At 72.5% G+C, this 16,742-nt stretch carries 16 protein-coding genes and 1 riboswitch; of the genes, 13 read left to right on the forward strand and 3 right to left on the reverse strand.

Features of this window, described 5'->3' with window-relative positions; genetic code table 11:
* Positions 1–249 precede the first annotated feature (249 nt).
* Positions 250–2,313, forward strand: a complete 2,064-nt coding sequence (locus CLT75_RS08690; protein WP_135240319.1) for a M4 family metallopeptidase — start codon at positions 250–252, stop codon at positions 2,311–2,313.
* Between the two features lie 119 nt (positions 2,314–2,432).
* On the opposite strand, the gene CLT75_RS08695 is transcribed toward CLT75_RS08690, so the two are convergent.
* Both CLT75_RS08695 and CLT75_RS08700 read right to left on the reverse strand, forming a co-directional pair.
* Positions 2,433–2,882 carry a YbaB/EbfC family nucleoid-associated protein gene (locus tag CLT75_RS08695; RefSeq protein WP_135240320.1) on the reverse strand — a complete coding sequence of 150 codons (450 nt, stop codon included), beginning with the start codon at positions 2,880–2,882 and terminating at the stop codon, positions 2,433–2,435.
* 185 nt (positions 2,883–3,067) lie between these two features.
* A complete protein-coding gene (locus CLT75_RS08700) occupies positions 3,068–3,712 on the reverse strand; it encodes a LysM peptidoglycan-binding domain-containing protein (RefSeq protein ID WP_135240321.1) in 645 nt (214 codons plus the stop codon).
* A riboswitch (cyclic di-AMP (ydaO/yuaA leader) is annotated at positions 3,711–3,856 on the reverse strand. Its footprint overlaps the gene before it by 2 nt.
* Before the next feature lie 171 nt (positions 3,857–4,027).
* Here CLT75_RS08700 and CLT75_RS08705 point away from each other — a divergent pair.
* From CLT75_RS08705 to CLT75_RS08715, 3 genes are read left to right on the forward strand one after another with little or no spacing between them, the layout of a single operon-like run.
* Positions 4,028–5,590 carry an LLM class flavin-dependent oxidoreductase gene (locus tag CLT75_RS08705; RefSeq protein WP_135240322.1) on the forward strand — a complete coding sequence of 521 codons (1,563 nt, stop codon included), beginning with the start codon at positions 4,028–4,030 and terminating at the stop codon, positions 5,588–5,590.
* A 46-nt stretch (positions 5,591–5,636) separates the two neighbouring features.
* Positions 5,637–6,113 carry a winged helix-turn-helix transcriptional regulator gene (locus CLT75_RS08710; RefSeq protein WP_091418149.1) on the forward strand — a complete coding sequence of 159 codons (477 nt, stop codon included), beginning with the start codon at positions 5,637–5,639 and terminating at the stop codon, positions 6,111–6,113.
* Positions 6,114–6,145: 32 nt separating this feature from the next.
* The gene (locus tag CLT75_RS08715; RefSeq protein ID WP_135240323.1) at positions 6,146–6,844 is read left to right on the forward strand and encodes an SDR family oxidoreductase; all 699 of its coding nucleotides are present in this window, start codon (positions 6,146–6,148) and stop codon (positions 6,842–6,844) included.
* Between the two features lie 356 nt (positions 6,845–7,200).
* On the opposite strand, the gene htpG is transcribed toward CLT75_RS08715, so the two are convergent.
* Positions 7,201–9,093 carry a molecular chaperone HtpG gene (gene htpG / locus CLT75_RS08720; protein WP_135240324.1) on the reverse strand — a complete coding sequence of 631 codons (1,893 nt, stop codon included), beginning with the start codon at positions 9,091–9,093 and terminating at the stop codon, positions 7,201–7,203.
* A gap of 137 nt (positions 9,094–9,230) precedes the next feature.
* Between htpG and CLT75_RS08725 the strand changes: the two genes are divergently transcribed.
* The 9 genes from CLT75_RS08725 to CLT75_RS08770 all read left to right on the forward strand — a co-directional run bounded on the left by CLT75_RS08725 (position 9,231) and on the right by CLT75_RS08770 (position 16,684).
* The gene (locus CLT75_RS08725; protein WP_135240325.1) at positions 9,231–9,959 is read left to right on the forward strand and encodes a GntR family transcriptional regulator; all 729 of its coding nucleotides are present in this window, start codon (positions 9,231–9,233) and stop codon (positions 9,957–9,959) included.
* Positions 9,956–10,783: a sterol desaturase family protein gene (locus CLT75_RS08730; RefSeq protein WP_135240326.1), complete on the forward strand. Its 828-nt coding sequence runs from the start codon at positions 9,956–9,958 to the stop codon at positions 10,781–10,783. The genes CLT75_RS08725 and CLT75_RS08730 overlap by 4 nt, the downstream gene beginning before the upstream one ends.
* On the forward strand, positions 10,780–11,454 hold the full coding sequence (locus tag CLT75_RS08735) for a lysoplasmalogenase (protein ID WP_135240327.1): 675 nt from the start codon (positions 10,780–10,782) through the stop codon (positions 11,452–11,454). The genes CLT75_RS08730 and CLT75_RS08735 overlap by 4 nt, the downstream gene beginning before the upstream one ends.
* Entirely contained in the window at positions 11,427–11,918 is a 492-nt protein-coding gene (smpB, locus tag CLT75_RS08740; protein ID WP_013286513.1) for an SsrA-binding protein SmpB, read from the forward strand. Before CLT75_RS08735 ends, smpB begins: the two co-directional genes overlap by 28 nt.
* 42 nt (positions 11,919–11,960) lie before the next feature.
* Entirely contained in the window at positions 11,961–12,509 is a 549-nt protein-coding gene (locus CLT75_RS08745) for a DinB family protein (RefSeq protein ID WP_135240328.1), read from the forward strand.
* Between the two features lie 47 nt (positions 12,510–12,556).
* The gene (locus CLT75_RS08750; RefSeq protein WP_135240329.1) at positions 12,557–13,132 is read left to right on the forward strand and encodes a winged helix-turn-helix domain-containing protein; all 576 of its coding nucleotides are present in this window, start codon (positions 12,557–12,559) and stop codon (positions 13,130–13,132) included.
* Positions 13,129–14,409 carry an MFS transporter gene (locus tag CLT75_RS08755; protein WP_135240330.1) on the forward strand — a complete coding sequence of 427 codons (1,281 nt, stop codon included), beginning with the start codon at positions 13,129–13,131 and terminating at the stop codon, positions 14,407–14,409. Before CLT75_RS08750 ends, CLT75_RS08755 begins: the two co-directional genes overlap by 4 nt.
* A 115-nt stretch (positions 14,410–14,524) precedes the next feature.
* A complete protein-coding gene (locus tag CLT75_RS08760; protein WP_135240331.1) occupies positions 14,525–15,760 on the forward strand; it encodes a ricin-type beta-trefoil lectin domain protein in 1,236 nt (411 codons plus the stop codon).
* A gap of 276 nt (positions 15,761–16,036) precedes the next feature.
* Positions 16,037–16,684, forward strand: a complete 648-nt coding sequence (locus CLT75_RS08770) for a GNAT family N-acetyltransferase (protein ID WP_135240332.1) — start codon at positions 16,037–16,039, stop codon at positions 16,682–16,684.
* The last annotated feature ends 58 nt before the right edge of the window (positions 16,685–16,742 follow it).

Here is a 16,742-nt window from a genome sequence, read left to right on the forward strand (position 1 = left end):
TGAATCGACGCGCGCGGCGACACGCCCGACTGTCAGTGGTTGCCCAGGTCACTTATTGCTCCGGGCTCGCGCGGCGTGTGATTGTGCACCAGCGAGCCGCCGACCCCCGGCGAATCGCGACGGTCGATCTGTCGACCCGGAGCCACGCCGGCAGCTCCGGTGACCGGCCGTCACCCTGCCTCGCACCACCGCGCCGCCCGTCCCCACCGGGCTCCGTGCGGCGCGCCTGTAGAACAGGAGCAAACCCCCGTGAAACTCTCACCTCGCCTCGCCGCGCTCACCGGCGCGGCCGCGGCCGGCCTGCTCGCCGCAGGAACCGCCGCCGCCGTGCAGGCCGCGCCACCCGGACCCGCCGCCCCGAACCCGGCGCAGGCCCGCGCGACCGCCGCCGACTCCGCCCGCGCCCTGGTCGCGAACCGCCCCGCCTACCTGCAGGCCGGCTCCGACGACGCGTTCGTCCAGAAGCCGGTCATCTCCTCCGAGGGCACCCAGTACGTGCCCTACGAGCGCACCTACAAGGGCCTCCCGGTGGTCGGCGGCGACTTCGTGCTCGCCACGGACTCGGCCGGCAACCTGAAGTACGCCTCGGTCGCCCAGCAGCGGCCCATCGGCGCCCTCGCCACCACGCCCGCGCTGACCCCGGCCGCCGCCGCGAAGACGGCGCGTGCCCAGCTCAAGACCGTGAACGCGGTCGAGGGCACCACGCTCGTGGTCTACACGCTCGGCGCCGCACCGGCGCTGGCCTGGGAGACCACTGTTCGCGGCACCGGCGCGGACGGCCCCAGCCGGCTCACCGTCGACGTCGACGCCCGCACCGGCGCGGTCCTGCGCAAGCAGGAGCACGTCGTCCGCGGCACCGGCACCGGCGCCTGGAACGGGCCCAGCCCGCTCACGCTCAACACCACCCAGTCGGGCTCCACGTACACCATGAAGGACCCGACCGTCACCAACCTGAGCTGCCAGGACGCGGCGAACAACACCACGTTCAGCGGCTCCGACGACGTGTGGGGCAACGGCACCGCCACCAACAAGGAGACCGGCTGCGTGGACGCGCTGTTCTCCGCGCAGACCGAGCACAAGATGCTCGCCCAGTGGCTGGGCCGTAACGGCGCCAACGGCAACGGCGGCTACTGGCCGATCCGGGTGGGCCTCAACGACCAGAACGCCTACTACGACGGCAGCCAGGTGCAGATCGGCAAGAACACCGCCGGCCAGTGGATCGGCTCGCTGGACGTGGTGGCGCACGAGATCGGCCACGGCATCGACGACAACACCCCCGGCGGCATCTCCGGCGGCGGCACTCAGGAGTTCGTGGCCGACACGTTCGGCGCGGCCACCGAGTGGTTCGCCAACGAGCCGTCCAGCTACGACGCGCCGGACTTCCTGGTCGGCGAGAAGATCAACCTGGTCGGCTCCGGCCCGATCCGCAACATGTACAACCCGTCGGCGCTCGGCGACCCGAACTGCTACTCCAGCAGCATCCCGTCGACCGAGGTGCACGCCGCGGCCGGCCCGGGCAACCACTGGTTCTACCTGCTCGCCAACGGCAGCAGCCCGACCAACGGGCAGCCGTCCAGCTCGACCTGCAACGGCAGCAGCGTGACCGGCCTGGGCATCCAGAAGGCCATGAAGATCATGTACAACGGCATGCTGCTGAAGACCTCGTCCTCGTCGTACCTGAAGTACCGCACCTGGACGCTGCAGGCGGCGAAGAACCTCTACCCGGGCAGCTGCGCGGAGTTCAACACGGTCAAGGCGGCCTGGGACGCGGTGAGCGTGCCGGCCCAGTCCGGTGACCCGACCTGCTCCGGCGGCACCCCGACGCCCACCCCGAGCACCACGACCACCCCGCCGTCGGGCGGCTGCTCCGGCAACAAGCTCGCCAACCCGGGCTTCGAGTCGGGCAACGTGAACTGGAGCGCCTCGTCCGGCGTCATCACCACCGACAGCGGTCAGGCCGCGCACGGCGGCTCGTACAAGGCGTGGCTGGACGGGTACGGCTCGTCGCACACCGACACGCTCAGCCAGTCGGTGACGATTCCGGCGGGATGCCGGGCGACGTTGAGCTTCTGGCTGCACATCGACAGCGCGGAGTCGACCACCAGCACCGCGTACGACAAGCTCACCGTCAAGGCGGGCAGCACCACGCTGGCCACGTACTCCAACCTGAACAAGGCCACCGGCTACGTGCAGCGGTCCTTCGACATCTCGTCGCTCGCGGGCACCACGGCGACCATCTCGTTCAGCGGCGTGGAGGACAGCTCGTTGCAGACGTCCTTCGTCGTCGACGACACCGCGGTCACCCTGAGCTGACCGTGGCGTAGCGCGGCCGGTCGTCGTCCTCCCGGCGGCCGGCCGCCTCGTCGTGTCAGCACGGTGCCGCGTCACGCCTGGTCGGCGCCGCGTGCGGGGCGGCGCCGCGTACGGTCGGGTCAGACCGCGCGCCCGGCCCGGGACCCGGCGCCGCGGTCGCGGTGGATCCGGGCGGCCGCCTCGTGCATCGCGCGGCCGAACAGCTCGGCCTGGTCGCCCATGCTGCCGAGCCGGGCGGCGAGCGCGTCGGCGTCGGCGCGCGCCGACGCGCTGACCCGGTCGTCCAGCTCGGACAACGCGGCGTTGGCGGCGGTCACGAGGTGTCCGCAGAGGACGTCGAGGGGCTCGCCGGCCAGCTCCGGGTCGATCGTCACGGAATCGAGCCGGCCACCCTGGACGGCGACCGCGCGGACCCGGCCGCCGGCTGCCGTGCCCTCGGCGAGCAGCAGATCGCCCGGCTCGCCGTCGGCGTGCGCCGAGGCCCGGGAGCGCATCGCGGTGAGCGCCTGCTGCGTGCGGGTCAGCAGCTCGTCGATGCTCGCGGCCGCCGAGAACGGGTCGTTGGTCATATCCGCGCTTTCTTCACGTCTTAGCCGAGCATGCGTGACCCTAGCAACCGGCTCCGACGAATCGCCGTCACCGCCCGGTCCGGGTCGCGTCCCGGCGCCGCGAGCAGGCCGGACACCGGCCACGCGGCGTGTCGCGGACGGACGAGCGCCCGGCCGGGGCGAACCGGCCGGGCGCTCGGACGAGGTCAGCGCAGGCGAAGCTGCTGACCGGGGAAGATCAGGCCCGGGTCGGCGCCGACCACGGCGCGGTTGCGCTCGTGCAGGGCACGCCAGCCGCCGTCGACGCGCTGCGCCACGGCGATCTCCGACAGCGTGTCCCCGCGCCGGACCACGTACGTCCCGGCGCCGGACGACGGCCGCGGCGCCGCCTTCGTCGTGGCGCGTTCCGGCGCGGCCTTCGTCGCGGCGGCCCGCTTCGGCGCCGCCTTCCTCGGTGCCGCCTTCGTGGTGGCCCGCTCGGACCGGGTCGCCGCGCTCGCCGAGCCGCCCTTCTTGCCGCAGACCGGCCAGGCGCCGATGCCCTGGCCGCGCAGCACCTTCTCCGCGACGGCGATCTGCTCGGACCGGCTGGCCAGGTCGGCGCGCGCGGCGTACTTCTGGCCGCCGTAGCCGTTCCAGGTGGCGCGGGAGAACTGGAGCCCGCCGTAGTAGCCGTTACCGGTGTTGATCTTCCAGTTGCCGCCGGACTCGCAGCGCGCGACCGCGTCCCAGTTGACGCCCGCGCTGGCCGGAGCGGCCGGGCCGAACAGGGTCGCGGCGCCGACGGCGGCGCCGGCCAGGACCGCTCCGAGAGCGGTGCGGCGGCTTCGGGCTGAGTATTCAGTTGCCATGTGGATTCCTCCACGCCGACGAGGTGAGCTGTCGGGTTCGGGCCGAGGAGCCCGGCCGCCGGTGGCGGCTTCACCCCGAGGTGACGATGCACCGTGGAACGTGTGGTTCCCCCGCTCCCGCACGAGGTTCGGTTACCGGGGCCGGCGGCGGGATTTGGCGTTTCCGGCCCGCGGTGTCCGCGTCTGCGAACGGAACCGACGCTAGGAGCGTTTTGCGACGATCGTCCACTTCTTGTGACGCTCTTCACCCGGCCGGGCGACCGGCGGCGGCGCTACGGTGGCAGGGCCAGGCAAGATCACGGGAGGGCTTGACGGATGACCGATCACGGACACGAGCTGACCTTCGGCGGCTTCATCACCCCCGCCGCCGGGCAGCCCGACCAGGTGGTGGCGCTGGCCCGGCTGTGCGAGCAGGTCGGGCTGGACCTGGTCACGTTCCAGGACCATCCCTACCAGCCGGGCTTCCTGGACACCTGGACGCTGATGTCCTACGTGGCCGCCGCGACCGAACGTATCCGCCTGGCCGGAAACGTCCTCAACCTGCCGTTGCGCCAGCCGGTGGTGCTGGCCCGCAGCGTCGCCAGCCTGGACCTGCTCACCGGCGGCCGGGTCGAGCTGGGGCTCGGCGCGGGCGCGTTCTGGGACGCGATCGAGGCGGCGGGCGGGCGACGCCTGTCCCCCGGCGCCGCCGTTGAGGCCCTCGACGAGGCGATCCGGGTGATCCGCGAGGTCTGGGACACCGACCGCCGCGGCATGATCCGCGTCGACGGCGAGCACTACCGGGTGGTCGGCGCCAAGCGCGGTCCGGCGCCCGCGCATCCGGTCGGCATCTGGGTCGGCGCGTACAAGCCGCGCATGCTGCGCCTGGTCGGCCGCGCGGCGGACGGCTGGCTGCCCTCCCTGTCGTACCTGCCGAAGGGCCCCGACGAGCTGCCCGCCCTGAACGCGCTCGTCGACGAGGGCGCCCGGGCCGCCGGGCGCGACCCGGCCGCGATCCGCCGCATGCTCAACGTGACCGGCACGTTCGCCCGCTCGTCGGCCGGCTTCCTGGCCGGGCCGCCGGAGCAGTGGGTGGAGGAGCTGGCCGGGCTCACGCTGGAGCACGGCATCACCACGTTCATCCTCGGCAGCGACGAGCCGCGCGCGATCCAGATCTTCGGCCAGGAGGTCGCGCCCGCCGTGCGGGAGCTGGTCGCCGCCGAACGCGCCACGCCCGCCGGCGGAACCCGCACGGCCACCGACGCGCAGGCCGCCGCCGGCGGCCCGAGCACGCTCGGCGTCACCCCCACCCCCGACCCGGGGGTACGCCTCAGCGCGCGCCGCCCCTGGGACGAGTCCACCCGCCCGAGCGCCCCGCCGCCGCCGGCCGGGCACGTCTACCCGGCCCGGGGACAGGCCGCCGGGCAGCACCTGGTGGACGTGCACGACCACCTGCGCCAGGAACTGGCCCAGGTGCGCGACCTGCTGGAACAGGTCAAGCAGGGCAGTGTCTCGCCGGGCCGGGCGCGGGCCGCGCTGAACGAGATGACCATGCGGCAGAACAACTGGACGCTCGGGGCGTACTGCGCGGCGTACTGCACGATGGTCACCCAGCACCACGGGCTGGAGGACGCCTCGATCTTCCCGCACCTGCGCCGCTCCGAGGCCGGGCTGGCGGCCGTGCTGGACCGCCTGGAGGAGGAGCACGTGGTGATCCACGGCGTGGTGGAGAGCGTCGACCGGGCGCTCGTGGAGCTGGTCCGCCGGCCCGGCGACTTCACCGGACTCCAGGAGGCGGTGGACCTGCTCACCGACACGCTGCTGTCGCACCTGTCGTACGAGGAGCACCAGATCGTCGAGCCGCTGGCCCGGCACGGATTCTTCCCCGGCCAGCTGTGAGGTAGCTGACTTTTGCTTTCCTAAGCCAGGGGGTACCGTCGACGCCATGACGGACCTCCTCGCGCAGCGTGACTCCTGGTCCACCGCCAACTGCTCGATCGCCCGGGCGCTGGAGGTGGTCGGCAACCGCACCACGCTGCTCCTGCTGCGGGAGGCGTCGTTCGGCACCCGCCGCTTCGACGACTTCGCCCGGCGGGTCGGCGTCAGCGAACCGGTGGCCGCCGCCCGCCTCAAGCAGCTCGTCGCCGACGGGCTGCTCGACCGGCGTCCCTACCGCGAGCCCGGGCAGCGCACCCGCGACGAGTACGTGCTCACTGCCAAGGGCAGCGACCTGATCCCGGTGCTGGTCGCGCTGCGGCAGTGGGGCGACGCGTACGCCGCCGACGAGGCGGGCCCGGCGGTCCGGGTGGCCCACGACGAGTGCGGCGCCCCCGTGCACGCCCGGCTGCGCTGCGACGCCGGGCACGACGTACCGCCCGGCGAGCTCGCCGTCCTGCCCGGTCCGGGCCTGTTGTCCGCCTGACTCCCCTCCCTCACCACACCTCGGAGCGACACATGAAGATCGCTGGAAGCACCGCCCTGGTCACCGGCGCCAACCGCGGCTTCGGCCGGCACCTGGCCGCCGAACTCGTCGCGCGTGGCGCCACCGTCTGGGCCGGCGCCCGCAACCCGGACACCGTGGACCTGCCCGGAGTCACCCCGGTACGCCTGGACGTCACCGACCCCGCGTCGGTCGCCGCCGCCGCGGAGCGGGCCGGTGACGTGACGCTGCTGGTCAACAACGCGGGCGTGAGCACCGGCACCGATCTGCTCGACGGCGACCTCGAGAAGATCCGGCTGGAGCTGGAGACGCACTACCTCGGCACGCTGTCGGTGGTCCGGGCGTTCGCGCCCCGGATCGCCGCGAACGGCGGCGGCACGATCCTGAACGTGCTGTCCGCGCTGTCCTGGTTCACGTTCCCTGGCGTCGGCGCGTACGGCGCGGCCAAGGCCGCCGAGTGGTCGATGACGAACGCCCTGCGCCTGGAGCTGGCCGGGCGGGGCGTCCGCGTCGCGGGCCTGCACGTGGGCTACATGGACACCGAGATGGCCGCCGCCGTACCCGGTCCGAAGGCCCACCCGGCCGACGTCGCCCGGCTCGCCGCCGACGGCATCGAGTCCGACAGCTACGAGATCCTGGCCGACGACGTCGCCCGGCGGGTCCAGGCCGGACTGTCCGGCGGCGTGGCCGCGCTCTACCCCGCGCTCCCCTGAGCCGACCCGGCTCGCCGCCCCGGCGCACCGGCTCAGCGGCCCCTTCACCAGCCAACGGCGATTACAGCCGGCCGCGCGGCTGGATACCAGGCCGACCGCCTCACCGGCTCCACCAGATCCACCCCGATCCACACCCGTCCACCCGGGCACACCCTGCCGACGCGGGCCTGCAGAGACCACCCGCCGGGAGCTCACTCACCGAGCCCGCTCCCTCCATCTGGGACTGATCTTCCCCATCCTGGGACAAGCCAGCTTGATCCACGCCAGCTCGGCGAGGTGGCGGCATCGGGGGCATCCTGATGCCGCCACCTCGGCGCAATGGAGTCGATCAATCCCGCCGGGCGGGGCGGGTGGGGCTACAGGCCTCGGGCCAGGCGGTCGGCGAGGATGCGGGTGAACCGGGCCGGGTCGGCCAGCTCGCCGCCCTCGGCCAGCAGCGCCATGCCGTACAGCAGCTCGGCGGTCTCGGTCAGCGCGGCCGTGTCGCCGCCCTCGCCGTGCGCCTTGCGCAGCCCGGTGACCAGCGGGTGGGCCGGGTTCAGCTCCAGGATCCGCTTGACCCGGGGCACCTCCTGGCCCATCGCCCGGTACATCTTCTCCAGCGTCGGCGTCATGTCGTGCGCGTCGCCCACCACGCAGGCCGGCGAGGTGGTCAGCCGGGTGGACAGGCGGACCTCCTTGACGCTGTCGGCGAGCGCGCCGCCGAGGAACGTGAGCAGGTCGGCGTACTCCTGCCGTTCCGCCTCGGCCTTCTCCTTCTCCTCCTCGGTCTCCAGGTCCACCTGCCCCTTGGCGACCGAGCGCAGCGTCTTCCCGTCGTACGCGCCGACGCGCTCGACCCACACCTCGTCCACCGGGTCGGTGAGGATCAGTACCTCGTAGCCCTTGGCACGGAACGCCTCCAGGTGCGGCGAGTTCTCGATGGTGGCCCGGTTCTCGCCGGTGGCGTAGTAGATCTCGGTCTGGCCGTCCTTCATCCGCTCCACGTACGCGCGCAGCGTGGTCGGCTCGGCCGGGTCGTGGGTGCTGGCGGCGCGGACCAGTTCCAGCAGCGTCTCGGTGTTGTCCGGGTCCTCCAGCAGACCCTCCTTGACCACCGCGCCGAACTCGGTCCAGAACGTGCGGTACGACTCGGCGGACATGTCCTTGAACGTGGCGAGCACCTTCTTGACCAGCCGCCGGCGCACCGCGCGGATCTGCCGGTCCTGCTGGAGGATCTCCCGGGAGATGTTCAGCGACAGGTCGTGCGCGTCCACCACGCCCTTGACGAAGCGCAGGTAGTTGGGCATCAGCGCGTCGCAGTCGTCCATGATGAACACGCGCTTGACGTAGAGCTGCACGCCGCGGCGGCCCTGCGGGGAGAACAGGTCGAGCGGGGCGTGCGAGGGCAGGAACAGCAGCGCCTCGTACTCGAACGTGCCCTCGCCGCGCATGTGGATCGTCTCGAGCGGGTCGGCCCAGTCGTGCGCGACGTGCCGGTAGAACTCCTTGTACTCGGCCTCGTCGACCTCGTCCCGCGAGCGCGCCCAGAGCGCCTTCATCGAGTTGAGCGTCTGTTCCTCGCGGGTGGTGGCGCCGTCCTCGCCGGGCTTGTCGACAGTCATCCGGATCGGCCACGAGATGAAGTCGGAGTACCGCTTGACGATCTCGCGGATCGTCCACTCGGCGGTGTAGTCGTGCAGGTTGTCCTCGGTGTCGACCGGCTTGAGGTGCAGCGTGACCGAGGTGCCCTGCGGGGCGTCCTCGACCTCCTCGATCGAGTACGTGCCCTCGCCCGCGGACTCCCAGCGGGTGCCGCCGGACTGCCCGGCGCGGCGGGTCAGCAGCGTCACCTTGTCGGCGACCATGAAGGTCGCGTAGAAGCCGACGCCGAACTGGCCGATCAGCTCCTGGGACGCGGCGGCGTCGGACGACTCGCGCAGCTTGCGCAGCAGTTCGGCGGTGCCGGACTTGGCGATCGTGCCGATCAGGCCGACGACCTCGTCACGGGTCATGCCGATGCCGTTGTCCCGCACGGTGAGCGTACGGGCGTCCTTGTCGACCTCGATCTCGATGTGCAGGTCGGACGTGTCCGCCGGCAGCTCCTTGTCGACGAGCGACTCCAGCCGCAGCTTGTCCAGCGCGTCGGACGCGTTCGAGATCAGTTCGCGCAGGAAGACGTCCTTGTTCGAGTAGATCGAGTGCACCATCAGCTGCAACAGCTGACGGGCCTCGGCCTGGAACTCCAACGTCTCGACCCGGTCGCTCACACCGACTCCCTTCCCTCTGGCGGGCCTACGGCGCAAAGGATACGAGGGGTGACCGAGGGGGCACGCACCGGCCGCCCTCGAAATCCACTGGTACAACCAGTTGACGGGTTGATGTGTTCGGGGCCACACTGCTGCGCATGACCTTCGATCCCGCCCCCCGTGTCTCGGTCTCCGACCACGTCTTCGGGCGGCTGCGCGACGCGATCGTGTCCGGTCGCTACGCGCCGGGCGAGACGCTGCCCGGCGAGCGGGAGCTGGCCGGGGCGTTCGCTGTGAACCGGCACGCGGTCCGGGAGGCGCTGCGCCGCCTGCAACAGCTCGGCCTGGTCCGGGTCAGCCAGGGCGGCGCGACCCGGGCGCTCGACTGGCGGGTGCACGCCGGGCTGGACCTGGCGCTGTCCCTGGCCCGCTCCGGCGACGTACTCCCGGTCGAGACGCTGGTGCGCGACATGCTGGAGATGCGGGCCTGCGTCGGGATCGACGCGGCCCGGCTCTGCGCCGAGCGCGGCGACACGTCCGTCGTCGCCGCCGTGGTCCGGGCCGCCGAGGAGTACGGCGACCTGGCCCCCGACCTGGACCTGATGAACGAGGCGAACATCGCCATCTGGCGGCTGATCGTGCGCGGCAGCGGGAACACCGCCTACCAGCTCGCCTTCAACAGCCTGGTGGCCGGCACGTTCGCGGTCGGCGACGTCCCCCCGGACGCCCGCGCGGCCGAACTGCTCGACGTGGCCGGGCACCGCCGTCTCGCCGCGTCGATCGCCTCCGGTCAGGGCGCGGCGGCGGCCCGGCACGCCCGGGAGCTGCTGACCGCGCCGGTCACCACCCCCACCACCCCCACCCCCGGAAGGGAAGCGCGCGCATGATCCCCGCCGTGCTGTACGCCGTCCCGGCGTTCCTGCTCCTGATCGTCATCGAGGCGGTCTCCTACCGCTTCCTGCCCGACGACGACGAACGCGGCTACGAGCTGCGCGACACCACCACCAGCCTGTCGATGGGGCTGGGCAGCCAGATCATCGGCTTCCCGTGGAAGCTGCTCACCGTCGGCCTGTTCGCGGCGCTGTGGACCGTGGCGCCGGTGCACCTGTCCCCCGGCGACTGGTGGACCTGGGTGATCCTGTTCTTCGCCGACGACCTGGCCTACTACTGGTTCCACCGCTCGCACCACGAGGTACGCGTGCTCTGGGCCAGCCACGTCGTGCACCACTCCAGCGTCTACTACAACTTCTCGACCGCGTTGCGGCAGAGCTGGACGCCGATGACCTCGCTGCCGTTCTGGCTGCCGCTGGCGCTGCTCGGCATCCCGCCGTGGATGATCTTCCTGCAGCAGTCGGTCAGCCTGCTGTACCAGTTCTTCCTGCACACCGAGCGGATCAACGTGCTGCCCCGTCCGATCGAGTGGATCTTCAACACGCCGTCGCACCACCGGGTGCACCACGGCTCGAACACCGAGTACCTGGACCGCAACTACGGCGGCATCCTGATCGTCTGGGACCGCCTGTTCGGCAGCTTCGAGCCGGAGCGGGCCACCGCGCGCTACGGGCTCACCAAGAACATCGGCACCTACAACCCGCTGCGGGTGGCCACCCACGAGTTCGCCGCGATCTGGTCCGACGTACGCCGGGCCGACTGCTGGCGGCACCGGCTGGGCTACCTGTTCGGCCGTCCCGGCTGGCAGCCGGCCCGATGAGGCGCTCCTGGCTGCTGCCCCTGTTCGGGCTGGTCGCGGCCGTCGAACTGGCCGGCGTCGCGCTCGACTCGACGGTGCTCCAGTGGCTGGCCAAGCCGCTGCTCGCGCCGGTGCTGCTGGCGTACCTCCGGGCGCACCGGCGCCGCATCGACGCGGTGGCGGTCGGCCTGGTCGCCGCCACCGCGGGCGACGTCGCCCTGCTCCTGCCGGGCGACACCGCGTTCCTGGCCGGCATGGGCTTCTTCCTGGTCACCCAGATCGCGTTCATCACCGCCTTCGTCCGGTACCGGCGTGCCCGGGGCGTGGCGTGGGCCGGTTACCTGGTTGCCTGGGCGGGCGCGAACGCGCTGCTCTGGGGCATGCTCGGGCCGCTGCGGCTGCCGGTGCTCGGCTACAGCCTGGCGCTGTGCCTGATGGCCGCCGCCGCGACCGGGGTGTCGGCGCGGGTCGCCGCGGGCGGGGCACTCTTCCTCATCTCGGATCTGCTCATCGGCGTGGGCGCGGCCGGGGTGGACCTGCCCGGGCGGGGCCTGCTGGTGATGGTCACCTACTGCGCCGCGCTGCTGCTCATCACCACCGGCTGGGTGGCCGCGACGCGACCGGCGACCGGCCCGCAGCCGCCCCCGGCGGGTACCCTGCTCGCGTGGCCAGGGAGAACGGGCGCAAGCTGATCGCCTCGAACAAGAAGGCGCGGCACGACTACGACATCCTCAAGACGTACGAGGCGGGCATCGTGCTGGCCGGCACCGAGGTCAAGTCGCTGCGTGAGGGGCGGGTGTCGCTTGTCGACGCGTTCGCCCAGGAGCGCGACGGCGAGATCATGCTGTACGGCCTGCACATCGCCGAGTACGGCTTCGGCACCTGGACCAACCACGCGCCCCGGCGCACCCGCAAACTGCTGCTGCACCGGGTGGAGATCGCCCGGATCCTGGAGAAGCTGCGCGACGGCGGCATCACGCTGGTGCCGCTGTCGATGTACTTCGCCGACGGCTGGGCCAAGGTGGAGCTGGGCCTGGCCCGGGGCCGCCGGTCGTACGACAAGCGTCAGGCGCTGGCCGAACGGGACGCCAAACGCGAGATCGCCCGGGAGATGGGCCGCCGGCTCAAGGGCCGGACGGCGGCGCGGCGGGGCTGAGCGCGCCGTTTTCTGTCCCAGGGCGGTGGCACGCTGAGGCGCATGACCGATCTGACCTGGAACCCGCTGCTCCGCGAGCAGCTCACCTGGCACTGGACCTACCAGTTGCGCGACCGCCTCGCCGGGCTCACCGACGCCGAATACCTCTGGGAGCCGGTCCCCGGCTGCTGGAGCGTGCGCCCGCGCGGCGACGACGGCATTCCGGCGATCGACTTCGCGATGCCGCAGCCGGACCCGCCGCCGTTCACCACCATCGCCTGGCGGCTCGCCCACGTCATCGTCGGCGTGCTGGCCATGCGCAACGCGTCGCACTTCGGCCGCGCGCCCACCGACTACGCCTCGTTCCCCTACTCCCCGACCGCGGCCGGCGCGCTGGCCCAGCTCGACGAGGAGTACGCCGCCTGGACGGCAGGGGTCGAGGCGCTCGGCGAGGAGGGCCTGGCCCGCCCCTGCGGCCCGGCGGAGGGGCCGTTCGCCGACGTCCCGATGGCCACGCTCGTGCTGCACATCAACCGGGAGGTGATCCACCACCTGTCCGAGGTGTGCCTGCTGCGCGACCTGTACCGCCACACGCCGGAGGCACGACGGTAAGTACAAGAATCCTTGTACATCGTGTCTTGTCGGTCTAGCCTGGCGTCATGACTGACGGAACCGGCAACCGGCGCGTGAGCGACCCGCGAGCCATGCGGGCGCTCGCCCACCCCACCCGGCTGCGACTGCTCGGCGAACTGCGCCTGCGCGGCCCGCAGACGGTCGGCATGCTGAGCGAGCGGACCGGCGAGGCGGTCGGGTCGGTCAGCTATCACGTCGGCAAGCTGGCCGAGCACGGCTTCGTGGCCGAGGCACCCGAGCTGGCCCGGGACCGGCGCGAGCGGTGGTGGCGAGCCGCGCACGCCACCACCGACTGGGATCCGCTCGAACTGCTCGACGACCCGGAGCGCCGGCTCGCCGGCAACCTGCTGCGCCAGGCCGCCATGCAGCGCTACGTGGACCGCTACCAGGCGTACCTGGACTCCGAGGCGAGCCTCGACCCGGCCTGGGTCCGCGGCACCACCAGCAGCGACATCGTGCTGCGCCTGACGCCGGAGGAACTGGTCGAGCTGCGCGACGAGCTGTCCGCGCTGGGCCGGCGCTGGCAGGAGCGCGGCGCACCCGGCCGGGCCGGCGCCGAGATGGTCACGCTGATCTGGCAGGCGTACCGGGGGCCGCAGTGAACCGCGACCGCCGGCCGCTGGCCGGACTGCTGATCGGGCACGCCGTCTCGCTGACCGGCAACGTGCTCACGCTCATCGCGCTGCCGCTCTACGTGCTCGCCGAGACCGGCTCGCCGGCAGCCACCGGGCTGGCCGGCGCGTTCGCCACCGCGCCGGTGGTGCTCGGCGGCGCGTTCGGCGGCGTGCTCGTCGACCGGATCGGCTACCGGCGGTCCAGCGTGCTCGCCGACGTGGTCTCCGGCGTGACGATCGCCGCCGTACCCCTGTTGCACTCCACCGTCGGCCTGCCGTTCCCGGCGCTGCTGGCCCTCGTCTTCGTCAGCGGCCTGCTGGACACACCGGGGCAGACCGCGCGCACGGCGCTGCTGCCGGAGGCCGCGGCGGCGGCCGGGGTGCCGATCGAGCGGGCGGCCGGGTGGGAGGACGCGACCTCGCGCGGCGCCCGGATGATCGGCGCACCCTTGGCCGGCCTGCTGGTCGGTGTGTTCGGGGCGGTGCCGGTGCTGGCGCTGGACGCGGTGACGTTCGCCGTGTCGGCGCTCGTAGTGACGCTGCTGGTCCCGCGTGGCCTGCGACCGTCCGACGACGGCAGCGAGCCGGAGACCGGAGGCTACTGGCGGCAGTTCGCCGCCGGGCTGCGTTTCCTGGTCCGCGAGCCGCTGCTGCGCGCCATGGTCCTGCTGGTGCTGGTGACCAACCTGTTCGACGCGGCCAAGAGCCAGGTGCTGCTGCCGGTGGTCGCCGAACGGGAACTCGGCGGGCCGGCCGCGTTCGGCCTGCTGGTCGGCGTCATGGGTGGCGGGGCGCTGGTCGGCTCGCTGGTGTTCAGCGCGATCGGTCACCGGCTGCCCCGCCGGGCCACGTTCGTCACCGCGTACGCGCTGTGCGGCGCCCCACCACTGTGGGCGCTCGCCGCCGCGCCGTCGCTGCCGGTGGTGGCCGCCGTGGTGGCGGTGGCCGGGCTGGCCGCCGGCGCGCTCAACCCGCTGATGGGCGCGGTCCAGTTGGAGCGGGTGCCACCGGCCATGCGGGCCCGGGTGTACGGCGTGATCGGCGCGGGCGCGTGGGCGGCCATGCCGGCCGGCGCGGTCGGCGCGGGATTCGCCGCGGACCGGTTCGGCCCCACATCCACGCTCGTCGTGATGGGCGCGTGCTATCTGCTGGTGGTGCTGACACCGCTGCTGGGTGGGCCGTGGCGGGACATGCGCCGGCCCACTGTGCAGCGGCAGCGGGAGCCCGAGCCGGCGTCGGATAGCCGGCAGGAAACGCTCTCTTGACATCGACCGACTTCGTTCATACCTTCATCCAAGTCTATTTGTATGGTTTGTTAACCGTTGGGCGGGGCCGGCCGCCGTGACGGGGAACGGCCACCACCCCCGCAGGAGGCGCCCCGTGCGCACTATCCGTACCCTCGCCGCCCTGGCGGTGACAGCGGTCGGCCTCACCGCCGCCCTCGCCGCCGTCCCCAGCACCCCGGCCGCCGCCGCCCCCGGCGCGGTCACCTGGTCCGACGACTTCAACGGCCCGGCCGGCGCCGCCCCCGACGCGAGCAAGTGGCGCTACGACATCGGTGGCGGCGGCTGGGGCAACAACGAACTGCAGTACTACACGAACAGCACCCGCAACGCCGCGCTCGACGGCAACGGCAACCTGGTCATCACCGCCCGCAAGGAGAACCCCGGCGGCTACAACTGCTGGTACGGAAGCTGCCAGTACACCTCGGCCCGGCTGCTCACGAACGGCACGTTCGCCCAGGCGTACGGGCGGTTCGAAGCACGCATCAAGGTCCCGCGTGGACAGGGGCTGTGGCCGGCGTTCTGGATGCTCGGCAACGACATCGGCACGAACCCGTGGCCCGGCAGCGGCGAGATCGACATCATGGAGAACGTCGGCTACGCGCCGTCGACCGTCTGGGGCACGCTGCACGGCCCCGGCTACTCTGGCGGCAGCGGCGTCGGCGCCTCCACCTCACTACCCGGCGGCCAGGCGCTCGCCGACGCCTTCCACACGTTCGCCGTGGACTGGGCGCCGGACTCGATCACCTGGTACCTCGACGGCGTCGCGTACTCCCGCAAGACGCCCGCCGACATCGGCGGCAACCGCTGGGTCTTCGACCACCCGTTCTTCATGATCATGAACGTGGCGGTCGGCGGCAACTGGCCCGGCTCGCCGGACGGCAGCACCACGTTCCCGCAGACCATGACCATCGACTACGTCCGGGTGCAGGCGTGGGACAACGGCGGCGGGGGCACCGGCGGCCAGATCGCCGGGTACGGGAACAAGTGCGTCGACGTGGCCAGCGCCAGCACCGCGAACGGCACCCCGGTGCAGCTCTGGACCTGCAACGGCACCGCCGCCCAGCGCTGGACCTGGAACGCCGACGGCTCGGTACGCGCACTCGGCAAGTGCCTCGACGTGGCCGCCGGATCCACCGCGAGCGGCGCCAAGGTGCAGCTCTACGACTGCAACGGCACCGGCGCGCAGAAGTGGGTGTTCAGCGCGGCCGGGGACATCGTGAACCCCCAGGCGAACAAGTGCCTGGACGCGACGGGCCCCAGCTCGGCCGACGGCACCCGGCTGCAGATCTGGGACTGCACCGGCGGCGCCAACCAGAAGTGGCGGCGCTGACCGGTCCCCGACCCGGGGCGGGCGGCACCCCGCCCGCCCCGGCGCCCTCGCCCCTCCTCTCCCCTCTCCCCCGCGATCTTGCACTTTCGGCCCGAGCGGCGGCCCGAATGCCCCATTCACCCGGGCACAAACTGCAAGATCAGCAGGGCTGACTGCCCAGGGCAGGCACCCCCGGAGGATCGCTGATGGCGTTGCGTTTCTCGGGGCGGGCTGGGATACCGTGAGTTCTGTTTCGCTGCCGCGAGACCAGGTCATCGATCTCCTGGAAGCGCGATCATGGATGAGTCGACCGGCGCGCCGACGCCGATGAGCGGATTCGCACCCCAGCCCATCCCGACCGCACGGCTGGTCCTGCTGCCGCTGGGTGTCGAACATGCCGAGGAGATGGCGGCCGTTCTCGCCGACCCGGCGCTGCACACCTTCATCGGCGGCGAGCCCGCCACCCCGGCGGCGTTGCGGGCCCGCTACGAACGGCTTGTCGCCGGCTCGCCCGACCCGGCCGAGTCGTGGTGCAACTGGGTCATCCAGCTCCGGGACGGCGGCCCGCTGGCCGGCTTCGTCCAGGCCACAGTCACCGAGCCACACGGGACCGTGACGGACGCCGCCACGGCGGGCGCACGGGCAGTAGGACACCGGCACCTCGACGAGGCGACACCGGCCGCCGCGGGACCGGTCGCGGAGATCGCCTGGGTGGTGGGCACACAGTGGCAGGGGCGCGGAATCGCCACCGAGGCCGCCCGTGGGATGGCCGGCTGGCTGGGGCGGTGCGGTGTGCGTACCCTCGTGGCCCACATCCATCCCGACCACCGCGCGTCGGCCGCGGTGGCCACGGCCTGCGGCCTGGCCCCCACCGACGTGTGGCAGGACGGCGAGGTCCGCTGGACCGGACCTGCCGCCCCGCCTCCCCCGCCTGCCCGGAGTTGACCAAGGAGTTCGTGTCGGAGACGACGTCCGATCCGGACACGAACTCCTTGATCACCGG

The sequence above is a fragment of the Micromonospora sp. CNZ285 genome (assembly GCF_004637285.1).

Bases quoted from the DNA above. Each gene is read 5' to 3' on its own strand.
- CLT75_RS08695 (WP_135240320.1), bottom strand. From the start codon at position 2,882: ATGACCAACGACCCGTTCTCGGCGGCCGCGAGCATCGACGAGCTGCTG.
- CLT75_RS08700 (WP_135240321.1), bottom strand. From the start codon at position 3,712: ATGGCAACTGAATACTCAGCCCGAAGCCGCCGCACCGCTCTCGGAGCG.
- CLT75_RS08710 (WP_091418149.1), top strand. From the start codon at position 5,637: ATGACGGACCTCCTCGCGCAGCGTGACTCCTGGTCCACCGCCAACTGC.
- CLT75_RS08745 (WP_135240328.1), top strand. From the start codon at position 11,961: ATGACCGATCTGACCTGGAACCCGCTGCTCCGCGAGCAGCTCACCTGG.
- CLT75_RS08725 (WP_135240325.1), top strand. From the start codon at position 9,231: ATGACCTTCGATCCCGCCCCCCGTGTCTCGGTCTCCGACCACGTCTTC.
- CLT75_RS08705 (WP_135240322.1), top strand. From the start codon at position 4,028: ATGACCGATCACGGACACGAGCTGACCTTCGGCGGCTTCATCACCCCC.
- CLT75_RS08730 (WP_135240326.1), top strand. From the start codon at position 9,956: ATGATCCCCGCCGTGCTGTACGCCGTCCCGGCGTTCCTGCTCCTGATC.
- CLT75_RS08715 (WP_135240323.1), top strand. From the start codon at position 6,146: ATGAAGATCGCTGGAAGCACCGCCCTGGTCACCGGCGCCAACCGCGGC.
- CLT75_RS08750 (WP_135240329.1), top strand. From the start codon at position 12,557: ATGACTGACGGAACCGGCAACCGGCGCGTGAGCGACCCGCGAGCCATG.
- CLT75_RS08770 (WP_135240332.1), top strand. From the start codon at position 16,037: ATGGATGAGTCGACCGGCGCGCCGACGCCGATGAGCGGATTCGCACCC.
- CLT75_RS08735 (WP_135240327.1), top strand. From the start codon at position 10,780: ATGAGGCGCTCCTGGCTGCTGCCCCTGTTCGGGCTGGTCGCGGCCGTC.